Annotated in this window: 16 protein-coding genes and 1 tRNA gene; 3 read left to right on the top strand and 14 right to left on the bottom strand. The window is 64.2% G+C overall.

From position 1 onward, the window contains the following. The first annotated feature begins 42 nt into the window (after positions 1-42). Positions 43-2,724 (top strand): WecB/TagA/CpsF family glycosyltransferase, encoded by a 2,682-nt coding sequence (locus ACNQOP_RS01510; protein ID WP_416403104.1) that lies wholly within the window; start codon positions 43-45, stop codon positions 2,722-2,724. Here ACNQOP_RS01510 and ACNQOP_RS01505 read toward each other — a convergent pair whose 3' ends face one another. From ACNQOP_RS01505 to ACNQOP_RS01450, 12 genes are all read right to left on the bottom strand, one after another. Further along, complete coding sequence (locus ACNQOP_RS01505) at positions 2,725-4,068, bottom strand: hypothetical protein (RefSeq protein ID WP_416403103.1); 1,344 nt, start codon at positions 4,066-4,068, stop codon at positions 2,725-2,727. A 10-nt stretch (positions 4,069-4,078) separates the two neighbouring features. Further along, positions 4,079-4,933 (bottom strand): chain-length determining protein, encoded by an 855-nt coding sequence (locus tag ACNQOP_RS01500; RefSeq protein WP_349470070.1) that lies wholly within the window; start codon positions 4,931-4,933, stop codon positions 4,079-4,081. Beyond that, entirely contained in the window at positions 4,921-6,381 is a 1,461-nt protein-coding gene (locus ACNQOP_RS01495; RefSeq protein ID WP_416403102.1) for an O-antigen ligase family protein, read from the bottom strand. The genes ACNQOP_RS01500 and ACNQOP_RS01495 overlap by 13 nt, the downstream gene beginning before the upstream one ends. Further along, positions 6,378-7,649 carry a glycosyltransferase family 1 protein gene (locus tag ACNQOP_RS01490; RefSeq protein ID WP_416403101.1) on the bottom strand — a complete coding sequence of 424 codons (1,272 nt, stop codon included), beginning with the start codon at positions 7,647-7,649 and terminating at the stop codon, positions 6,378-6,380. Before ACNQOP_RS01490 ends, ACNQOP_RS01495 begins: the two co-directional genes overlap by 4 nt. Continuing rightward, on the bottom strand, positions 7,646-9,154 hold the full coding sequence (locus ACNQOP_RS01485; RefSeq protein WP_416403100.1) for an oligosaccharide flippase family protein: 1,509 nt from the start codon (positions 9,152-9,154) through the stop codon (positions 7,646-7,648). The genes ACNQOP_RS01490 and ACNQOP_RS01485 overlap by 4 nt, the downstream gene beginning before the upstream one ends. Beyond that, on the bottom strand, positions 9,151-10,215 hold the full coding sequence (locus ACNQOP_RS01480) for a glycosyltransferase family 2 protein (protein WP_416403251.1): 1,065 nt from the start codon (positions 10,213-10,215) through the stop codon (positions 9,151-9,153). Before ACNQOP_RS01480 ends, ACNQOP_RS01485 begins: the two co-directional genes overlap by 4 nt. Positions 10,216-10,220: 5 nt before the next feature. Then, positions 10,221-10,883 carry an acetyltransferase gene (locus ACNQOP_RS01475; RefSeq protein WP_416403099.1) on the bottom strand — a complete coding sequence of 221 codons (663 nt, stop codon included), beginning with the start codon at positions 10,881-10,883 and terminating at the stop codon, positions 10,221-10,223. Beyond that, a complete protein-coding gene (locus ACNQOP_RS01470) occupies positions 10,880-12,046 on the bottom strand; it encodes a DegT/DnrJ/EryC1/StrS family aminotransferase (protein WP_416403098.1) in 1,167 nt (388 codons plus the stop codon). Before ACNQOP_RS01470 ends, ACNQOP_RS01475 begins: the two co-directional genes overlap by 4 nt. Further along, positions 12,043-13,062, bottom strand: a complete 1,020-nt coding sequence (locus tag ACNQOP_RS01465) for an NAD-dependent epimerase/dehydratase family protein (RefSeq protein WP_416403097.1) — start codon at positions 13,060-13,062, stop codon at positions 12,043-12,045. The genes ACNQOP_RS01470 and ACNQOP_RS01465 overlap by 4 nt, the downstream gene beginning before the upstream one ends. After that, a complete protein-coding gene (locus tag ACNQOP_RS01460) occupies positions 13,059-14,168 on the bottom strand; it encodes a Gfo/Idh/MocA family protein (RefSeq protein ID WP_235522000.1) in 1,110 nt (369 codons plus the stop codon). Before ACNQOP_RS01460 ends, ACNQOP_RS01465 begins: the two co-directional genes overlap by 4 nt. Positions 14,169-14,225: 57 nt before the next feature. Next, the gene (locus ACNQOP_RS01455; RefSeq protein WP_416403096.1) at positions 14,226-15,905 is read right to left on the bottom strand and encodes a sugar transferase; all 1,680 of its coding nucleotides are present in this window, start codon (positions 15,903-15,905) and stop codon (positions 14,226-14,228) included. 270 nt (positions 15,906-16,175) lie between these two features. Next, the gene (locus ACNQOP_RS01450; protein ID WP_235521998.1) at positions 16,176-16,433 is read right to left on the bottom strand and encodes a hypothetical protein; all 258 of its coding nucleotides are present in this window, start codon (positions 16,431-16,433) and stop codon (positions 16,176-16,178) included. 39 nt (positions 16,434-16,472) lie between these two features. Here ACNQOP_RS01450 and ACNQOP_RS01445 point away from each other — a divergent pair, with 39 nt between their 5' ends. Further along, positions 16,473-16,706, top strand: coding sequence for a DUF5703 family protein (locus tag ACNQOP_RS01445; RefSeq protein WP_017200923.1), 234 nt, complete (start codon positions 16,473-16,475; stop codon positions 16,704-16,706). Between the two features lie 19 nt (positions 16,707-16,725). On the opposite strand, the gene ACNQOP_RS01440 is transcribed toward ACNQOP_RS01445, so the two are convergent. Together ACNQOP_RS01440 and ACNQOP_RS01435 are read right to left on the bottom strand one after the other, a co-directional pair. Further along, positions 16,726-17,886, bottom strand: coding sequence for an acyl-CoA dehydrogenase family protein (locus ACNQOP_RS01440; RefSeq protein WP_416403095.1), 1,161 nt, complete (start codon positions 17,884-17,886; stop codon positions 16,726-16,728). Between the two features lie 27 nt (positions 17,887-17,913). Beyond that, positions 17,914-19,218: a M20/M25/M40 family metallo-hydrolase gene (locus tag ACNQOP_RS01435; protein WP_211712679.1), complete on the bottom strand. Its 1,305-nt coding sequence runs from the start codon at positions 19,216-19,218 to the stop codon at positions 17,914-17,916. Between the two features lie 264 nt (positions 19,219-19,482). Between ACNQOP_RS01435 and ACNQOP_RS01430 the strand changes: the two genes are divergently transcribed. Further along, positions 19,483-19,568, top strand: a tRNA-Leu gene (locus ACNQOP_RS01430). The last annotated feature ends 47 nt before the right edge of the window (positions 19,569-19,615 follow it).

Genomic DNA, 19,615 nt, shown 5'->3' with positions numbered 1-19,615 from the left:
AGTTGTGCCTTGAGCTGGACCCCGAAGCCTGGAGAGCCAAGAATGCTGCTGCCAAAGATCGCCCCATACAGGACAGTCCTCCCCCACCGCGGTACCGCCGTCAACGCCCGCTCCCTGCTGCTCGGCGGCGCACCTGTAGAGCTGATGGGATTCGAGGACGCCCTGCGCGACATCGTGGATCGTGCCTCTGCGGATGGCGCCAAACCCCTGGGTGTCTGCTCGGCCAACCTCGATCACCTGCGGCACTTCGGTGCCGGCAGCCGTTGGGCGGGCACCTTGAACCCGCATGTGCCGGTGGAGTGGCTGACGCTGCTTGACGGGGCACCACTGGTGGCTCAAGCCCGGAGGCTCACCCACCGTGACTGGCCCCGGTTGGCCGGCAGTGACCTCATAGGGCCGTTGCTTGACCAGGCTGAGCAGCGTGGGCTCCGCGTGGGTTTCCTGGGAGGTTCATCCGCAGCCCAGGCCCTCATCCGCGAGCGTTTCGCCGTGGAGCGTCCCAGTCTGGTGGTCGCAGGATGGTGGGCCCCCGAGCGTTCAGTCCTGAGCGACGTCGACGCGTCCTCCCGCCTGGCCGCCGACATAGCTGCCAGCCGAACGGACATCCTGGTGGTGGGCTTGGGCAAGCCGCGTCAGGAACTCTGGATCGCTGAATATGGGCCCTTGACCGGGGCCAGGGTCCTCCTGGCCTTCGGCGCGGTTGTCGACTTCCTGTCCGGCCGGATCCGCCGGGCACCGGCATGGGTCAGCGCCCATGGCCTTGAGTGGGCCTGGCGACTGATGCTTGAACCCACGAGGCTCGCCCACCGCTACCTCGTGGATGGGCCGGGTGCCTATCTTAAGCTGCGGATGCGCAGCGATGCCACACCCCTTCCAGCTGCCGGCGCCGTGCCGAATGCTGCTGCCGCCTTCGTCCCAGCCGACCCGGAGCATGAGCCCAGCCGTGCTCCGGGATCGTTTGTCCCCGTGGAGTCCGCAGCCGACGTGGCCGTTGTGGTGGTCACCTACAACAACGCCGACGACGTCGGGCCCCTGCTTGCGGGGTTGCGGAAGGAAACCGCTGCGCAAAGCATCAAGGTGGTGGTGGCAGACAACTCCCCGGACGATCGCACCATGCTGGAACTGTCACGGCATAGGGATGTCGTGGCCGTGCCGACAGGTGGCAACCTCGGATACGCGGGCGGAATCAATGCCGCCATGCGCATCGCGGGGGCCGCGGATGCCTACCTCGTCCTCAACCCCGACTTGCGGGTCGATGAAGGCGCGATCCTGGCCATGCGTCGCCGGATGGCCGAATCCGGGGCGGCAGTGGTGGTGCCGGTCCTGCTGGACAACGATGGCACTGTCTATCCGTCGCTGCGACGGGAGCCCGGTGTTCTGCGAGCGCTGGGCGATGCGGTGTTCGGGAGCCGGGTGCAGGGCAGGCCTGGTTGGTTATCGGAGATGGACTACGACCCGGAAAGCTACCGGCACGCACACCTGGTGGATTGGGCTACGGGTGCTGCGCTGTTGATCAGCGGCGACACCGCGCGGGCCGTAGGCGATTGGGATGAACAGTTCTTCCTCTACTCGGAGGAGACGGATTATTGTCGGCGTGTCCGGGAGTCCGGTGGTTCCATGTGGTTTGAGCCGTTGGCCCGGATGTGGCATGAACGAGGGGGTTCGGGTTCTTCGCCGCAGTTGACGGCGTTGATGGCGGTCAATCGTGTGCGATACGCGTCGAAGTATTTGCCGCCGGCCCGTTTGGGGGCCTTTACGGCCGTCGTGCTTGCCGGGGAGCTTGTACGCATGGGTAAGCCGGGGCATCGTGAGGCTGCGTTTGCTGTGGTCAGCCGAAGGCGGTGGGAAGGGCTGCCGCACGCCACGAGGGCCACCACGGCAGCGTTGGGTGGTGGGCCGCCTCCGGCGGGTGCTGTGATCATTCCTGCACACAACGAAGCGGCGGTGATCGGCCGGACGCTCGAATCACTGGGTGGTGTCTTCGGTTGGGGCACGGTGGAGGTCATTGTTGCCTGTAATGGGTGCACGGACGAGACGGAGGATATCGCGTCGACGTTCCATGGGGTGCGTGTGCTTCACGTTGAGGCTGCTTCGAAGTCTGCGGCGTTGAATGCCGCCGACCAGGTTGCGGGCCTTTGGCCGAGGCTGTATCTGGACGCTGACATCGAGGTCAGCATGGAAGCGGTGGCGGAAGTTTTGCGGTCCCTTGCCGAGGGGCCGTTGCTTGCTGCCCGCCCGGCGTTCCGCTACGACACCAGTGGCGCTTCTTGGTTGGTGCGCTCTTATTACCGGGCCCGGGGCCGGGTGCCGGCCAATGCGCGGGGCCTGTGGGGTGCGGGGGCGTACGCCCTGAGCCGCGCGGGGCACGATCGTTTGGGCGAATTTCCTGCACTGACCGGGGACGACTACTACGTGGATCGTCTGTTCAGTGGTTCGGAGAAGGCAGTGGTGGCGACGGTACCTGTGGTGGTGCGGACGCCACGGACCGCGGCTTCCTTGCTCGCCGTTCTTCGGCGGACGTATCGCGGGAACGCGCAGCAGGATGAACGATTCGCGGGGCAGTCGGCCTCCCGTACCCTGCGTGAGCTGCTTTCGTCCGTGCGGGGGCCGCTGACTGCTGTTGACGCCGCCGTGTACGCCGCCTTCGCCGTTGCGGGCCGTCGTCGTCCGCTGGTGGGCCGTAGGCCCGCAACGGCCTGGGAGCGGGACGAGAGCAGCCGCTAGTCAGAAGCCGCAGTTCCCGCCTCCTTCGATGCGGTACAGGTGGACGGCGTTGCCGTCCTGGAAGGTATCGGTGAAGCGGCCGTCGAGGATGGGAATGGTCCGGTTTTCGTCGATCACGACGGCGGAGCTGCCGCCGCACTTGAGGGTGAAGCTGGCCTGACCGCCGGCTGGCTTGGTGGCACCGGCGAAGATGTAGGCCGTATGGTCGTACATTTTGGTGCTGAGGTCCACCGGGCCGGTTGCTGTGGTGGCACCGTCCAGGAAGGGTGCGTTGAGGACGGGCGCGAGCTTAGTGATCTGTTGGTTCAGTGCCGTCACTGTTGGTCGGACTTGGGTGCCGCAGTCCCGTAGGACGTGCTGGGAAATGCAGTCGCCCCCGAAGTTGTGGTTGAAGTAGATCACTCCCCTTGCACCATGGATCAGGCTGCTCCATACGGCAGCGCGGATCTGGGGGGCGGTGATGGTTGTGGCGTTGGGCGAATCCTTGAAGGGATGCCCGGCTTCCACGAAGGCCCAGATGGGGGTGGCCTTTCCGGCCGGTTGCAGCTTTCGGATCCGGTCTATGGTCCAGCCGTAGTTGGCTGCGAGCCGGCATTCGCCAGGGGTGAGGTCCCGTGTGTAGCCCACGATGGCGCCCCCTTCGCCCTTGGCGCAGATGCTGGGGTCCGTAAACCAGTAAGTGTCGGCTGAGACGACGTCCTGGACGCCTTTGAAGAATTCGAAGGATTCTTCATCCGAGAGCCAAAAGGCCACGCCTTTGCCGTAATTGGCGTAGAGCATGGCACCTGTCGGGGCAACGGCGCGGCGTTCTTTCTGTACCGTGTACCCGCACTTGCTCTCTTCGGGAATGCAGAGTGGCCCCTCCCCGGGGTACTTTCCGGTCCAGGGAGTGCTTCCCGGTCCTGCCCACATGTCCACTTCATCACTGAGCGCGAAACCGGAGGCATAGGCAGAGTCGAAGGTAGGGATGGCGTACATGTTCGAGGCCCGCACCAGTTGGAGGTCGGAGTTGGCGGTCAGCTCGACATAGGTATTGAGGCCGGCTTGGGTGTCCAGGGCGATGTTGCCCTTGTCCAGGACACTCTCGAACCAGACGGCAAGAGGGAAATAGGCGGGATCAGCGGGGAGCCCGTTCCTGAATCGTCCGTAGTAGTCCGCGCCCCCGTCGACGGGCCGCAGCACGACGCCCTCATAGGACGGTGACGGGGTCGCTTTGGTCCCGGGCTGGCTGCTGGCCGGTGCAGGAGGGCCGGTGAAGGGAGGGACTCCGCTGGCGGCCGCCACGGCAACGGCGACGCCGGCCAAAGCAGTGCCTGCCAGGACGCCGATTGTCCTTCGTTTCACGGACTACCTTTCAGGCCGACGTTTCCTTGACGGGCGTTTTCCCGTTGCTGCTGGTTTTCAAGGTCTTGGCCAAGGGGGCGTGGGCGGCGAAGAACTGATCAGCCTCGGCGGGATTCAGCACGTCCTCGATGGTCAGTTCGTCAAGCTTTCCGCCCACCGGCAGGTCATCGTGGTCTTTCTCATGCCGGCGGCGTGCTCTCTTCCGCCGATCCCCGTCAGGGGCCGCTGAACGGATCCGCAACCGGGAGGATTCCAAGCCCCGGGCAATGGACACGGCACCGAAAGTGAGGACCACCCCGGCAACCAGGACGACGATGAGTGACCTCAGCCGGCTGGAGAACTGTTCAGTGGCGTTGTCCGGTGCGGCGATCATCAGGGATGTGTACAGGTACCGTGCGTCGGCGCCGTTGACAGTCTGGATGGCCGAAAGGTCGGACTCCAGCCGCGCTCCGAGCGCTTTGACCGTGGCGACTGCTTTGTCCTTGCTGCTTGAGACTGCCGAAATCTCGATCAGGAAAGATGCCGGTGGGCGCTGCACCGTGAAATCGGTGCTGAGTCCGTCCCGGAGCAGCGCGTCGCCGGTGGCGTCGTCACTCAAGCGTGTGCCCACTACCTGCGCGATCAGGGAAGAGTCCGCCGATCGGAGGTAGGGGTTGTCCGAGTTGAGGTTGCTGAGCTGAGGGTTCTTCTCCAGTTCTGCTGCGGTGGGAATCTTGGGGTTGACGATCGCGTAGGTTGCCTTGGCCTCGTAGGACCGTGGGGCCAAGGTGTAGACATAGAGTGCTGCCAGGGCCGTGACCAGCAGGACCGGCAGCACGATGAGTTTGTGGTGCCATAACGTTCGGATGACTGCTACCGGGTCCATGTGTCTGCCTTTGCATTCGGTGTTGACGGTTGGCTTGGAGGTCCCCCCAGGGGTGGCCCGCTGTTGTGGTGATCCGGTGCTTTGTTGTTCCGAAGCTCGATTTCGCGGCGGATCATGACCCAGGTCCCTCCTCCGAGCCCGACGATGAGGGGGTAGGACAGTGCGAAAACAGGAAACGCCATGGAGTCGAATGTCAGTGAGCAGCCTGCAGCTACCGCGCCGCCCGCAGCTATCGCGCCGGCAAGGCAGCGGAGCGGAGCGATCCGGGATGCCCGCGCTGCGATGAACGATGAAACGGCCGGCAAGGCCAGGTACGCCAAAGTACCGACGAAGCCCACCAGGCCCAGGGTGACCAGGGAGTTGAGGTACTGGTTGTCCAGGATGTAGAGGGCGTTGTCGGGCATGTAGTTCCCGGGTCCAAGCCCCAGGTATGGCAGCTCGCCGAACATCTCCGCGACGCGGGGATAGTTGTTTGTCCGCGTTGTCAGGGACGGGTCACTGTTTCCGGCGGTGAAGGATGACGTCAAAGTGCCCACGAGTCCGGGGATGGCGACAAACAGTGCAGCCATGGCTGCTGGGGCGGCTATCACCGCCCATCGGCGGGCCACCCGGGGCATGAAGGGGATAAAGACCGCAAGCCCGAGGAACAATCCGAGAACACCGGACCGTGACACGGTGGATGCGATGGCGACGACCAGCAGGGCTGTCCCCGTCCAGTGGAACCATTTATGGCCCGAGCGGTCATAGAGCCCGCGCCAAATGGATAACGGCAGCAACATGGCGCAGACGACGGCCAGCTCAATCGAGTGGAAGGTGCTGCCGGCAACGCGTGTCATGAATCCGCGCACCTGGAAGGCCGTGTTGCCGCCGTTGTCCGTGAACCCCACCATGGCTTCCTGAATCCACACCATGGGGTTGACGCGGAAAAGGAACTGGATCAGCGCAACGATGCAGCAGAAGAACGCGCCGGCAAGGATGGCTCTCACCAGTGACATGGCGTTGTCGAGGGTGCGCACAGCCTCGCTGGTCACCAGGGCTATTCCGCCGCAGGCAAGAATAAGGATCAGCCAGCGGTCGGCCGCGGCCTGCGCCGACACGTTGGTGTTACCCGTAAAGCCCGAAAACAAGGCCGCGTAGGAGGCGCATGAACCCACCCACAGCAGTCCGAGGCCCAGACGGCCTGGATTACTGGATTTCAGCGGATTGTGCAGTCCAAAAAGCGCCGACGACAACCAGACCGCCAGTAGCAGGACAGCCAGGATGATCGGAACCGTGCCTGCAGCACCGATGGGCTTGATGACCATGTTGGACGGGAAGAAAAAGATGCCGAAAACGGCGAATTTCAGCAACAGTCCCACGTGGCCACCCTTGCCGGTGAACTCCGACAGCTCGCTGGGCCGCACCTCGCGTGGGGCCGGGAAGATGAGGGTCCTCCGAAGGGACTTCATGGCCTGGCTCCCCGCAAAGAGCTGCCCGGAACGTCAAAGGGTTGGCCCGCGCACCATGATTCGATCAGCTGCGCGAACGCCTGGCGGGAGTCGGCCCAGTCCAGCCGTTTCCTGCCCGCGATGGCTGCTGCGCGTGCCTCCACGCCCGGGGTGCCGACCACATCTGCGAGCGCCATGGCCAGGCCAGCGGGTGTTGCCGGGGCCCAGACGGCGTCAGGGTCCGTCGGCAGCCCCGACGCGAAGGCCGCTTCGTTGAGCACCGGAACGCATCCTGCCGAGAGCAATTCGTCGGGAACCAGGGAGATGTTGGTGAACGAAATGGCCAGGCCCGCGATTGTTTGGTTGTACAGGACGTTCAAGTCGGCGGGGCTGAGGTTGCCGTGGTTGGTCACAGGTATCGGCCAACCCGTGACAGTGTCCCCGTAAATGTGGATTTCCTGTTCGGGCCGGAGGGAGTGGAACCGTTCCAACGTGAGTTTGGCCAGAAGGTAGCCGCGCCTGTCCACCTTTTTCTTGGCGTAGTACACAACGCCCGTTCGGGTGGCGGCTGGGGCTGGACTGAGCAACCGGTACGTTGCGGTGTCGGTGCCATAAGGAATGACGGCCTGGGCGGGCTGGCCAAGCTCGTTGCGCATCACCTCGGAGATCATCGGGCCGAGGGCGACGGTGGTCAGTCCCAGCCGGTAGCTGTCTTCGGCCAGGGCGTAGAGGAACCCGCGGGGGTAGAAGTAAGGCTCGTAGTCCTGGATGAAATAGAAGAGGTGGACGCCGGCCGGGGCCCTGCCCGCAGCAACATGTGCCGTGGGCCATGAGCTGGCTACCATAGCGTCCACCCCTTCCATCCCTTGTGTGGCGCTGCGAACCCCGGCACGCAGCGCCGGCCAGTGGCTGTGGATGGTGTCTTCGTGACGGCGTACCTCGTCATCATTGGTGTCATAGAGGAACAGGGTGCAATCGTGGCCGCGTTGTTCCATCTCCTCGACCATTCGGAAGAACGTGGTATGCCCCCCTGAGCCCGGTGCCGGGGGCGTACAAATCCAGCCGACGTTGAGGGAGCCAGCCGTCTTCGGTTCAGGGGAAGTCCGGACGCTGGAACGGGAGTCCATGATGTCCTCTTCCCGCAAGGGAAGGGTCGGTTCGGCGAGGTTCCACCTGTCGGTGGCGATGGTTGCTGCTTTCGCGGCCACTGTTCTGGCCAGTGCCCGCCAGCCGTCCCTGCGCAGACGGTCGGCAGCAAGCCGGGTTGTTGCCGGAAGCCGTGATGTCATGGCCGTGCCGCCTCTCCGGGAGGGGCGGAGCCGGCCGGATCGAAGGCGGCGGCCCTGGGCCTCAGTAATGCTCGAATGTCCGCGAACAGGAGTTTGCCTTGGCGGAAAGTCAGGAGGGCATACAGTGCCGTACCGAGAACGGTCCCGGCGGCGAGCGCTGCTGCCGGGTTTTCCATCCCCCGGGTGGCCAGCCATGCGGCGAGCCCGGCCACCGTTGCGCCCAGCAGCGGAAAGGTACTGCCGCGCAGGAGCTGCCACGCTGAAACGTGCAGTACCGTCGTCAGGGACTTTACGTAGAGCGGAATGACCACCAGGCAGGCCACTGTCGCGTGGGCTACCCCCGCACCCGCTATCCCCCACCACGCGATGCCGAAGAAGAGCGCAGGCGTGAGGGTGAGGAGCCAGGCAACCTGCACCCAGAACAGCCAACCGGTCCGGCCTGCCCCGACGCTCAGGTCAGCGAAGAGTTCCACGAGGATCCTCGTGGCGCCGAAGACCCCCAGTGTTGCCAGTGCGACGCTCGCCGGCGCCCATGGCCCACCGTAGGCGGTCACGATCAACGGGTGTGCCAGCGCTACGACCATGGCCGAGATCGGAAAGGCGCAATAGGACACCCCGCTCACAAACTTCGCTGCAAGCGGGCCCAAGGTGCCTTCAGCGAAAAGCCTGCCGAAAGTTGGAACCGCCGTAGCCCGGATCACGGAAGTGATCACCGAGCTTGGCAGCCCTGCGAGGTTGAACGCGAGCAGGTACAGGCCCAACGCCGTCGGATCCAGCATCCGCCCCACCAGCAAATAGTCCACATTCAGGGTGACAAACACCACCAAATTGGCCATCGCGAGCGGCATACCCAAGGTCAAAATCCCTGCAGCCACCTGGGGGTCGAAACCCGGTCCATACCTTTTCGGCGTAATGATCCAGTACCCGGCCATCGCAACCAGTTGCCCGCCCACCCTGGACCAGGCGAGCGCCATGGCACCCCAGCCGTCCAGCGCCATCGGAACCACCAGGACCAGCACTGTCACCAGGCTGCAAAGATCGACGACGACACGCGGCTTCTGCAGGAACTCCCGCCACACCATCGTGGAAGGCACGGCACCAAGGCCCTGCAGGAGGATGGTGATCGAGAGTACCTGGATGACCGGTGTCGCGGCGGGGTCGTCAAAGGCCGCTGCCAGGGCCGGGGCAAGGATCACCGCAGCGGCCGTCATGATCCCGCTGGTCAGGAGGGCAATGGAGAACACCGTTGGAGCGATCCTGTCAGGATCGCCCTCTCCCCTGGCCAGTGCCGCCGTCGCGCCGAGTTCAGCCATGTTCGTCGCGATCGTCTGTACCACGATGGCGACTGCGAGTGCTCCAAAGTGTTCAGGTGCCAGCAGCCGGGCCACGATGATGGTGGTCGCGAACTGGACGACCCTGCCCAGGGCCATGTTGACCCCGCCCCAGAGCGTCGCGCTCGCAGCCCGGTGACCCAGGGGGCGGTCCTGCCCGCTGGCGGTGGTCATGAGATGCCCGTCATGGCCCAGAAACGCCAACGGGCCCTGTCCAACTGGGTATGGACGAATTGTGCAGCGACCCGTCCTGTGCCTGGTCCCCTGCCCTGCGAGAGGCGGGAGATCCGGGCTTGGAGGACATTGGCCCGGTGGACGTTGCCTGGAACATCCTGGAGGCGCTCAATGAACTTTCGCAGCTCAATGGCCGCTTCCACCGACCCACCCCGGGCGGTCTCCTTCGAACCAAGCTGCACAGCTTCCTTGCTCAAGGCCCGCTTCGCCCGCTCCAACTGCCTGAACCGCTTGTCCGTAGGGCACGGAAACCGGGGGTCCTCCAGGACACGGAAAGCATCCAACCGATGCTGAAGGTCCACCGCAGCGGCAGCGAACTGTGTTTGGTGCATGTTCGCCCCGTGAACACGGTAGAAAGCCTGGACGGGCCCGTTGATCCGTCCCACGTCCCAGGAAGCAGCAGCCCGCAACCAGTACTCCAGGTCCCCGGAGTGCGGCAGGGTGGAACTGTAGGCCCCAATGCTAAGGACAGCCTCCGTCCGCATCACTACCTCTGGTGACAGGATGAAATTCCTGCCACGGGCGCACGCCAACGCGATCCAGCTCCTGCCACCCCACACGGTCCATGTACAGCGTTCGTGCGGGGCCACGGCAGGTGGCTGATCCGTGAAGTCCTTCGGCAAGCCGTACACCATGCCCACCCGCGGGTTGGCCTCCATGAGGGCAGCTGCCCGGGCCAGGGCGCCCGGAGCAAGCAGGTCGTCTGCGGAGAGCAGGGTCACATAGCGGCCCCCGGCCCGGGCAAGACCGTCGTTGTAGGTGGCGATATGCCCTTGGTTGGTGGCGTGATGCACCACGCTGATGCGCGGATCCGAGGAAGCCAGCCGCCAAGCCACCGCGGCACTGCCGTCCGTAGACGCATCGTCCACCACAATGACCTCGACGTCCACGCCCTCCTGGGCCAGTGCACTCCCCACGGCCTGGGGCAGGTAGTGGCCGTAGTTGTAGCAGGGAACCACCACACTCACAGTGGGAGGGGCCGAGGCCGGGACTGGACGCATCACCCTCATTGGGCCCCCTCCAGCGCCGGAGAGTTGCCGCGCCTGATCACCCGGGCGGGGACACCTGCCCACGTCTCGTCATCGGGTACGTCGTTGAGGACCGCCGCGCCCATGCCGATGGTGGCTTTCGCGCCAATGGAACGGCGCTCGCGGACACTGGCGTTCATTCCTATGTAGGCGGCGCGGCCAATGCTGACGTTCCCACCGAGCGAAACCCCGGAAGCGAACGTCGCGAAGTCGCCAATGATGTCGTCGTGGGTGAAGGTAACCCCGGGCATGGCGACTACATGGCTGCCGATAGTGACGGAGGCTGTCATGCTGACGTGGGCCAGGAGGATACTGCCTGCGCCGATCACACACCCTTCCGGGACATTGACTGTGGGATCGATGGCGGTGGCGTAGCGGTTCTCTGCAAGCCCCAGGGACCGTAACCGCATCACGACGCTCTCCCGGCCCGCCCCTGAACCGATGCAGACCAACAACAAGGCGTGTGGGAAGAGGAGCGCGTCCTTGATGGGACCGAGCACGTGGGCGCCATCGACCACGCGCCCGAGTTTGTCTTCGTCGTCGTCGAGGATGCCGATGACGTCGAACGGGCCGCTGCTGCGGACCATCGCCAGGACCTCGCGGGCGAGTCCGCTGGCTGCGATAAGGAGTAGCTCGGTCATCGTCCTTGTCCTGCCGCGCGGAGTACGGAATCGATGACGCGGACTTGGTCGTGGAGAGCCAATTGGTGGTACACCGGGAGAATCAGGGTGTGATCGGTCAGCCATTCCGTGGCCCGAAGTTCGGCTCCGCCTGTGTCCTTCCCGGCGTAGGCGGGCTGGCGGTGGGCCGCCATGATGCCGCGCCGCGCGGAGATGCCGTCTTCGGCGAGGCGGATCATCAGGGCATCCCTCCCCAACGGAAATGCAGCACCGATTTCCAGCCAGCAGGATTGGAAGTTGCTGGTGCCGTATCCGGGGTCGCTGACCAACCGGAGGCCTTCGACGCCGGCAAACGCGTTCGCGTAGGTGGCGGCCAGTTCACGGCGCCGCTGGACAGCCTCGTGGAGGCGACCCAGTTGGACGAGTCCGACGGCGGCTTGAAGGTCTGTCATCCGGTAGTTGAAGCCGACTTCGAGGTACTCTTCCGCGGGAGCGAGGATGCTGGCGTGCCGGTCCGTGGCTGAAACGCTCATGGCGTGTTCCCGGAGGCGCCGTGCCCGGTCCGCGAAGTCCTGGCGCGGGGTGGAGAGCATTCCGCCTTCACCGGTGGTGAGGATCTTGCGGGGATGGAAGGACCACGCGGCCACCTCGGCACCGGCGCCTACCGGACGGCTGCGGTAGCGGGAGCCGATGGCGCAGGCTGCGTCTTCGACCACGATGATGCCGCGGCCATCGCAGAGGGACCTGATGGGGTCCAAGTCAACTGGAACCCCGCCCTGGTCTACGGCGATGACGGCCTTGGTGGCCGGTGTGAGGGCCTTCTCGACCGTCTCTGCGGTCAGGCAGCCCGTCTGGATATCGACGTCGGCGAAGACGGGACGCGCCCCCATGTAGGTGGCTGCGTTGGCGGTGGCAATGAAAGAGAAAGACGGGACCACCACATCGTCTCCCGGGCCGACGCCGGCGACGGCGAGCGCCAGGTGAAGGGCCGAGGTGCAGCTGGAGGTTGCCACCGCATGACGGGATTCCTGTTCCACTGCGAACGCTTCTTCGAACTGGCGGACCTTGGGGCCTTGCGCGACCCAACCCGAAGCGATCACTTCGGCCACGGCTTGGGCTTCCTCTTCGCCCAGCCAGGGTTTCATGACGTCGATGCGGCCCAAGCGTGTCCCGGAGATGGTCATCGCGCACCAACTGCCGGGGCTCCGGGCCCATCCACCAGCCTGGCCGCTGCAATCTCGTCGCGGAGGGGACGCCACCAGGAGACCAGCGACCGCAGCCCGTCTTCCAGGCCGACCGCTGCTTCGAAGCCGAGGTCTTCCCGGGCAGCGGTGACGTCCGCCAGGCGCCGGGCAACCCCATTCACTGCGCGTTCCGGGCCGTGTTCAAGGTGCAGTGAGGATTCCATGACCGTCAGCAGGGTTTGAGCCAGTTCGGCCAGGCTGGTTTCGGTGCCGCTGGCCACGTTGTAGGCCCCTTCGCGCACGTCGCTGACGGCTGCCAGGACGTTGGCCCTGGCCACGTCCGCGGTGTGGACGAAGTCCATTGTTTGCTCTCCGCTGCCGAAGATCATAGGTGGCTTGCCATCGACGATCCGTTCCATCCAGCGCACCAGCACTTCGGTGTAGAGCCCGTGCACGTCCATGCGGGGTCCGTAGACGTTGAAGTAGCGCAGGATGACGTAGTCCAGGCCTGACATGGCGCGGAAGCTCCTGGCCATCCCCTCGTTGAAGGATTTTGCGGCTCCGTAGAAGGTGTCGTTGTTGTGGTGGTGGTGGCTTTCCTTGGTGGGGAATTGCTCGGCCATCCCGTAAACAGAGGCGCTGGACGCCGAGATGAGCTTGTCCACTTTGTGTTCTACGGCTGCCTCGTACACGTTGAACGTGCCATCCACCAACACTTCGAGGGCAAGCCGGGGTTCTTCCGCACATTGGGTGATGCGGATGGCCGCCTGGTGGAAGACCAGGTCCTTGCCGTGGGTGAGGTCGTGGACGAGATCCCTGTCCCGCAGGTCGCCTTCGACGAGTTGGACGCGTTCGGTGGCCAGTGCGCCGTCCAGGTTGGCCCGCCGTCCCCGGACCAGGTTGTCCAGGACGTCCACATGCGCCGCACCGGCGTCGAGCAGTTGGTCCACCAGGGTGGATCCGATGGTTCCGGCGCCTCCGGTGACCAGCACGCTGGCGCCCAGTAGCTTCTTCATCGTGCGACCTGGAGATTTACCTCGTTGCCGGCTACCACGGTTGCCTGGCCATCGGTACCCAGGCTCTGGGTCACGGCCTCAAGGACGGACAGGACCCGCAGCCCGGATTCGCCGCTGGTGCGGGGCCGGGTGTGGTTACGGATGGAGGTGGCCAGTTCCGCTACTACTTGGCCGAGGGGTTCGCGTTCCTGCAGCGCCGGGGACCACGTGTCGCCCAAGCGGTAGGAGATCGCTGAGGCCTTCTTGTCGGCCGCTGATCTGGGTTGCTGGTCCAGGCTGACTCCGCGGTCGTAGACGCTGAGCCGTTGCTGCGGGTTCAGGTCGTCCCACACAAGGGTCCGCTTTGACCCTCCGATGATCATTTGGCGGATTTTGGTGGGACTGAGCCAGTTCACGTGGATGTGCACGATCGCATCGTTGGGCAGGCCGAAGGTCAGATGTCCCACGCAGTCCCGGCCGGTGCCGAGGGGATCCGCGCCGTGGGCCGAGATTTCCGTAGGATGCAGTCCGCCGGGGAGCACGAAGTCGAGGATTGAGAGGTCGTGGGGTGCCAGATCCCAGAAGACATTGACGTCCGGTTGCACGAGTCCCAGGTTGATGCGGACTGAGTCAACGTACAGGATGTCGCCCAGCACTCCGCTGGAGACCAGTTCCTGGATCTTCAGGACTGCCGGGGTGAAGCAGTAGGTGTGGTCGGCCATCAGGACCAGCCCGCGGGCGTTGGCTTCTTCCACCATTTCCAGTCCCTTGGCTCGGCTGTCCGCGAGCGGCTTTTCCACGAGCACGTGCTTTCCTGCGCGCAGGGCCGTCATCACCACGCCGTGATGGGTGTGCGCCGGTGTGGCGACGGCGATCGCGTCCAGGTTGTAGGTGTCCAGCAGTTCGTCCAAAGACTCGACGACGGCCACCCCGCCCACGGTTCCGGCGAGCTTCAGTCCGCGCTCGATGTCCAGGTCGCAGATGGCAACCAGGTCCCAATCGGGGCTTGCTTTGAGGTTCCTTGCGAGGTTTGGACCCCAGTAGCCTGCCCCTACCACCGCCGCGCGAAGCTTCGGCCTGAGGTCATGTCCGTTCAATGGTCCTGCTGGAACAGTGCGTATGCTCATTTCCCACTCAACTTCTGTGCTGGTAGCCCGGTACTCGGTCTGTACTGCAGTTCGTCGCTAATAGGCGCCGGATGGCCGGGTCATCGCCCGGAAAGTTCGCCACATGATCATTAGGTCACCGGCCAGGGACCAGTTCTCCACGTAGTAGAGATCCAGCCGGACCGCTTCATCCCAGGGAAGGTCGGAACGTCCGTTGATTTGCCACAGGCCGGTAATGCCCGGTTTGATCAGCAGGCGCCGGTGCGTGTGTTGTTCGTAGGCGCTGACCTCGCGGGACAACGGTGGGCGGGGGCCAACGAGGCTCATATCGCCCATGAGGACATTCCAGAATTGGGGCAGTTCGTCGAGGGAGTATTTGCGCATCCATCGACCACATCGCGTGATCCGGGGGTCGCCCCGGATCTTGAACAGGACACCCGCACCTTCGTCCTGGCTGCCCAGGGCTTCCACTTGGGATTCGGCATCTACCACCATGGAGCGGAACTTCAGCATCCTGAAGGTCGTCCCCTGCTTGCCGATCCGCTCTTGCCGGAAAAGGATCGGGCCTGGACTGTCGGCGTGGACTATCGCGGCCAACAGCATCAACACCGGTGCCAGGGCGATCAGCGCGGCCGATGAGATGACGATGTCCATCAGGCGTTTCAGTGTGTGCTTGCCGCCGGAGTAATGCGGGATATCGACATGCATTAGCGGAAGCCCCTCGACCGGCCGCCAGTGGATGCGCGGACCGGCGACGTTGGTGAGGGTTGCCGCGAGGACGAGTTCTGCGGCGTTCTCCTCCAACCGCCATCCGAGTTCCTGGATGAACTGGTTGCCACCGGGAACAGGCCCCGCCACAATGACTGCGTTCGCGCCTGTCTGCCGTACGGTGTGCGCGATCCCGTAGATTGATGACAGGACCGGGACGCGCTGGTGGTCTACAGCCAGGACCGCTCCCCGCCGGGCACCCGGCAGGCAGGCGCCCACAATCTCGTAGACCGCCCCTGATCTCCTGTTGATTTGCTTGATCACGTACCGGACGTCCTGCGGCTCCCCGACTACCAGGGCGCGCGAGAGGCAGCGCCCCCGCGATTTTTCCTGGCTCAGCCACCGGCGGAACCCCCACCTGCTGCCTGTCAGCGATATCAGGCCAAGCGGCAGGGAAACCAGGACGAAGGAACTGACAGTTTCAAGGCGGAAGACTACAGCCACGATGGCAAGGAAACCGAAGACGCGGATGCTCGCTGAGAAGATCCGCTTGTATTCCTCCGGGCCCACGCCCAGGACTTTGGGATCCCGGGTCCTGTAGACCTCCAGTGCTGCCAGCCAAACGAAGCCCAGTATCCCGCCCAGCACCAGGTGGTTTGCCTGCGCCGGGGGGTCGGCGGTGAACGGCCATCCCGCCGTATCCACCAGGAACCCGACGGTGACGGCCGCCGCTACCAACATGGTGTCAGCCAGTCGGAGGCTGGTGGTCAGCCGGTGCGTCCATGTCAGGCGGTCCTTGGGCGGTGCGGCGACCCGGGAGCGCCGGTGGGTGACTGGCGGCACAAGGTCCAGGGTGACATCCGGCCTCGGCGCCGCCAGTCCCGCCTTTTCAGTCCGTTGTGCAGCAACGGACTTGTCAATCCAGGGAGACGCCGGCGGATTGACATCGGCAGTGGCAGGTTCCGTTGGAAAGACTGATCCCACGGTGGCATGGTTCGGACCCGTGGGTGCCGCTACCTTGCCCAGACGCAAGACTGGAACTTTCACCATGTCAGCCTTCTTCGCAGACCTGCCATTGCCTACATATCAGTGAAGCCTCGGCTGTCAGGGGGCGCACCAGTAGTGTGTACTCAAGTTTGCGCAGCATTACCCAATCCCCCTACGTGCAAGTACCTAGCCGGCACCGCTGGGACTACGTGTCCCGGGCCCTGTACGCCGGGTAAAATAGCCCGGAATCATGGGTCATCAACGGCAATGCCGTGACGGCAATGGGCACAAAAAACCGGCCACCCGAAGGCAGCCGGTGCAAAGCGGAGAGTCTTAGTCCTCTACTATTTCGAGGTCCTCATCGAGTGCCTCGTCGTCGTCCTCATCCTCGTCGTCGAAGACCTGAAGCGGAGTGACCTCGGAGAATGCCTCGTAAAGTGCGTCCTCGTAAACTTCGAAAGCGTCGGCAACCGCGAAGAACGCGGCCTCGACATTGGGGTCCCCCTCGCCCCTTCGGGCGGATGCGGCAACCAGGTGCTCTTCCAAGGCGGCGGTCAGTGATTGAAGCGCGACACGCGGATCGATGCTCATGACTTCACGTTAGCCGGAAAAAGACGAAAATGGAGAGGGATGAGAGAACAATTTCCGGGCAGCTCCGTGGAGCGCCAACGAGACTATGCACGTCAGTACGAGTACCTCGTATTGACGGTGGGCCCTGACGATTCACTGCCTGAGGCCCGCCGCCGGCTGGCCGAGCATTCCGAGTACGGCAAATGGGAACTCGAACGCAGCGTCCTGTACTTGGGCGGTGGGCGCCGTTTCTGGCTGCGGCGAAAAGTGTATTCCGTCCAGCGCACCGTCTAGGCGCCACCGCCCGGCCACACTACTTCTCCAAGGGTCCAAGCCATGCGTTGGCGACAGTGTTGTGCGCGGATTCGTCGTTGGAGGGATGGAAGATGCCCGCCAGCACATCCCGGTACAGCCGTTCCATCTCAGAACCCCTGAAGTAGCTCGAACCGCCCGTTACCCGGATTGCCAGGTCCACCACGTGGCGCGCATTCTCGGTGGCCCTGGACTTGATGCCCACCAGCTTGGGGAACCACTGCGCGCCGTGATCCACGAGGTTGTCGACGTCCCGGGCAACGGTGGCTATTTGAGGTTGGATCCCGTCCATGGCCAAGGCGGCATCTGCTACCTTCCAACGGATGTCGGGGTCCTGGGCGAGGCTGCGGCCGCCATTCTTGGCCGAAACACGGCGTTTGACGTTCTCGACGCCCAGGAAGAACGCACGCTCTGCCACGCCTGTGTACACGGCGGCGAGAAGCGTTTCAAAACAGGCGAAGATGGCGAAAATCAGCAGGTCCTGGTTGGGGCCCACCGGCAGTTTGCGGAAGATCCGGTCCGGAGGAACCACGGCACCATGCAGCAGGGTGGTGTTCGAGGCACTGGCCCGCATTCCCAAAGTGTCCCAGTCACTTAGCGTTTCGTGGCCGGGTTCGTCGCGGCGGATGAAGCCGAACACCAGCTCCCCTGCCCCGTCCCTGGCGGCGGCGTCCTTACCGAACGTCCCCAGGCGTGTCCAGCCGCGGGAAAGGCTGGTGAAGATTTTCCTGCCCGTGAACCGGTAGCCCCCATCGGGCAGCGCTTCGGCCACTGTTCCGGAATCGAAAAGCATGGAGTCGTTGCCCGCCTCTGAAATGCCGAACGCTAAGATCTCCCCCTGGCCGGCCTCCTTCAGCACGAAGTCCAAAGAATTGTCGCCCCTGGCCGCCATGACACGCGCGACGCCGGTCCACACCAGGTGCATGTTGACGGCCAGCGCCGTGGCCGGGGCCGCCGTGGCGAGACGCTGCTGCAACGCCGCCACCGCTTCAAGACCAAGCCCCAGTCCGCCGTCGGCCTCCGGTACGAAAAGCTTGAGGTACCCGGCGTCGGCCAACTCCTCCAGGTCTTCGTGGAAGAAGCGGTTGTCGCGGTCGTACCCTGCGGCACGGCCGCGCAGGCGCTCGAGCAGGACATCCGGCAGGATTTCTTCGGAATTCATCGACGTGCCTTCTTCTGGTGGTGGCGTCTAGTAGTTGCTCAGCAGCCTGTTCAGGACACGGGCGCCGAACTGGAGGGACTCGGCCGGAACCCGCTCATCCACCCCGTGGAACATGCCGGTGAAGTCGAGCTCATCGGGCAGCATCAACGGCGCGAATCCGTAGCCGGTGATGCCGATCTTGCTCAGCGACTTGTTATCGGTGCCGCCGGAGAGTGTGTATGGGAGGACCTTTGCCCCGGGATCCTCCGAATGCAGGGCGTCGATCATGGAGTCCACCAGGTTCCCGGCGAAGGGCACCTCAAGGGACACATCCTTGTTGACGTAACTGATCTCGATGCCGTCCCCCGCGAGCTCCTTGATCGTCTCGAAAACCAGTTCCTGCTGGCCAGGAAGAGTGCGGCAGTCAACGAAAGCTTCCGCCGACTCCGGGATGACGTTGTGTTTGTAGCCCGACCGCAGGAGTGTGGGGTTGGACGTGTTCTGCAGGGTGGCTCCAACGAACCTGGCCACGGTGCCGAGCTCCTTCAGGAGGATGTCCGGGTTGTCGGCGTCAAACTCGACGCCGGTCAGTTCCGTCACGCCGTCCAGGAACTGGCGGGTGGTGGGGGTCAGTTCCACTGGCCATTTGTACTCCCCAATCCTCGTTACCGCAGCAGCCAGCCGGGTGACCGCGTTGTCGGTGTTGATTTGGGAGCCGTGGCCCGCACGTCCATGGGCCACCAACCGCAGCCAGGAGAGACCCTTTTCAGCGGTCTGGAGCAGGTAGGTCCGCTGCCCACCGATCGTGGCGGAGAAGCCACCCACCTCGGAGATGGCCTCCGTGGCGCCATCGAAAAGCTCGCGCCGGTGTTCCACGGCGTAGCGGGCACCGTACGTGCCGCCAGCTTCCTCATCGGCAAAAAAGGCGAAGATGATGTCCCGCTTGGGCTTACGGCCGGTCCGGGCAAAATCGCGCATGACTGAGAGGATCATGGCGTCCATGTCCTTCATGTCCACGGCACCCCGACCCCATACCAGCCCGTCCTTCAACTCCCCGCTGAAAGGATCAACGCTCCACTGGTCCTTCAATGCAGGAACCACATCCAAGTGCCCATGCACCACCAAAGCGTCCGCCGAGGGATCTTCTCCTGCCAGGCGGGTCACCACATTGGCGCGGCCCGGGGCGGACTCGAAGATTTCAGCCTCAAGGCCTACTTCGGTGATGAGTCCGGCGGTGTATTCGGCCGCCGCGCGCTCCCCCGGGCCGGTGTCGTCGCCGAAGTTCGAGGAGTCAATGCGGATGAGCTCCTGGCAGATCCGGACTACTTCGTCTTCGGGGCGGATGACAGACATGGAAACTCTCCTTGCGTGGCTGGGCTGCAGGTTCCGGCGACGCGCTCTGCGGCTTCCGCAGCCCGTCCCGTGTCCCCTCAGCCTACTCACCAGCAGCGGTACGAGTCAGGAATTCGTTGCGCCATGGGTCGCCGGACAACCAAGGAAGGGGCCCTGGCCAGCCCCGATTTTTCCGTAACCCCAAACCGTGTTAGAGTTTTTCTCGCTGCTTCGGAGGAAAGCAAAGCACCGCAAGGTCCTTAATCACTTCTCTGAACACCACCTGCGCGGGTGGCGGAATGGCAGACGCGCTAGCTTGAGGTGCTAGTCCTCGAAAGGGGGTGGGGGTTCAAGTCCCCCTCCGCGCACCAACACAAGGCCTGGAATCCAAAGGATTCCGGGCCTTGTTTGTTTTGTC

The organism is Arthrobacter sp. LFS091, assembly GCF_047977885.1.
GTDB lineage: Bacteria > Actinomycetota > Actinomycetes > Actinomycetales > Micrococcaceae > Arthrobacter.
The sequence above is the reverse complement of the archived record's forward strand: the minus strand, read 5'-3'. Positions and strand labels throughout refer to the sequence as shown.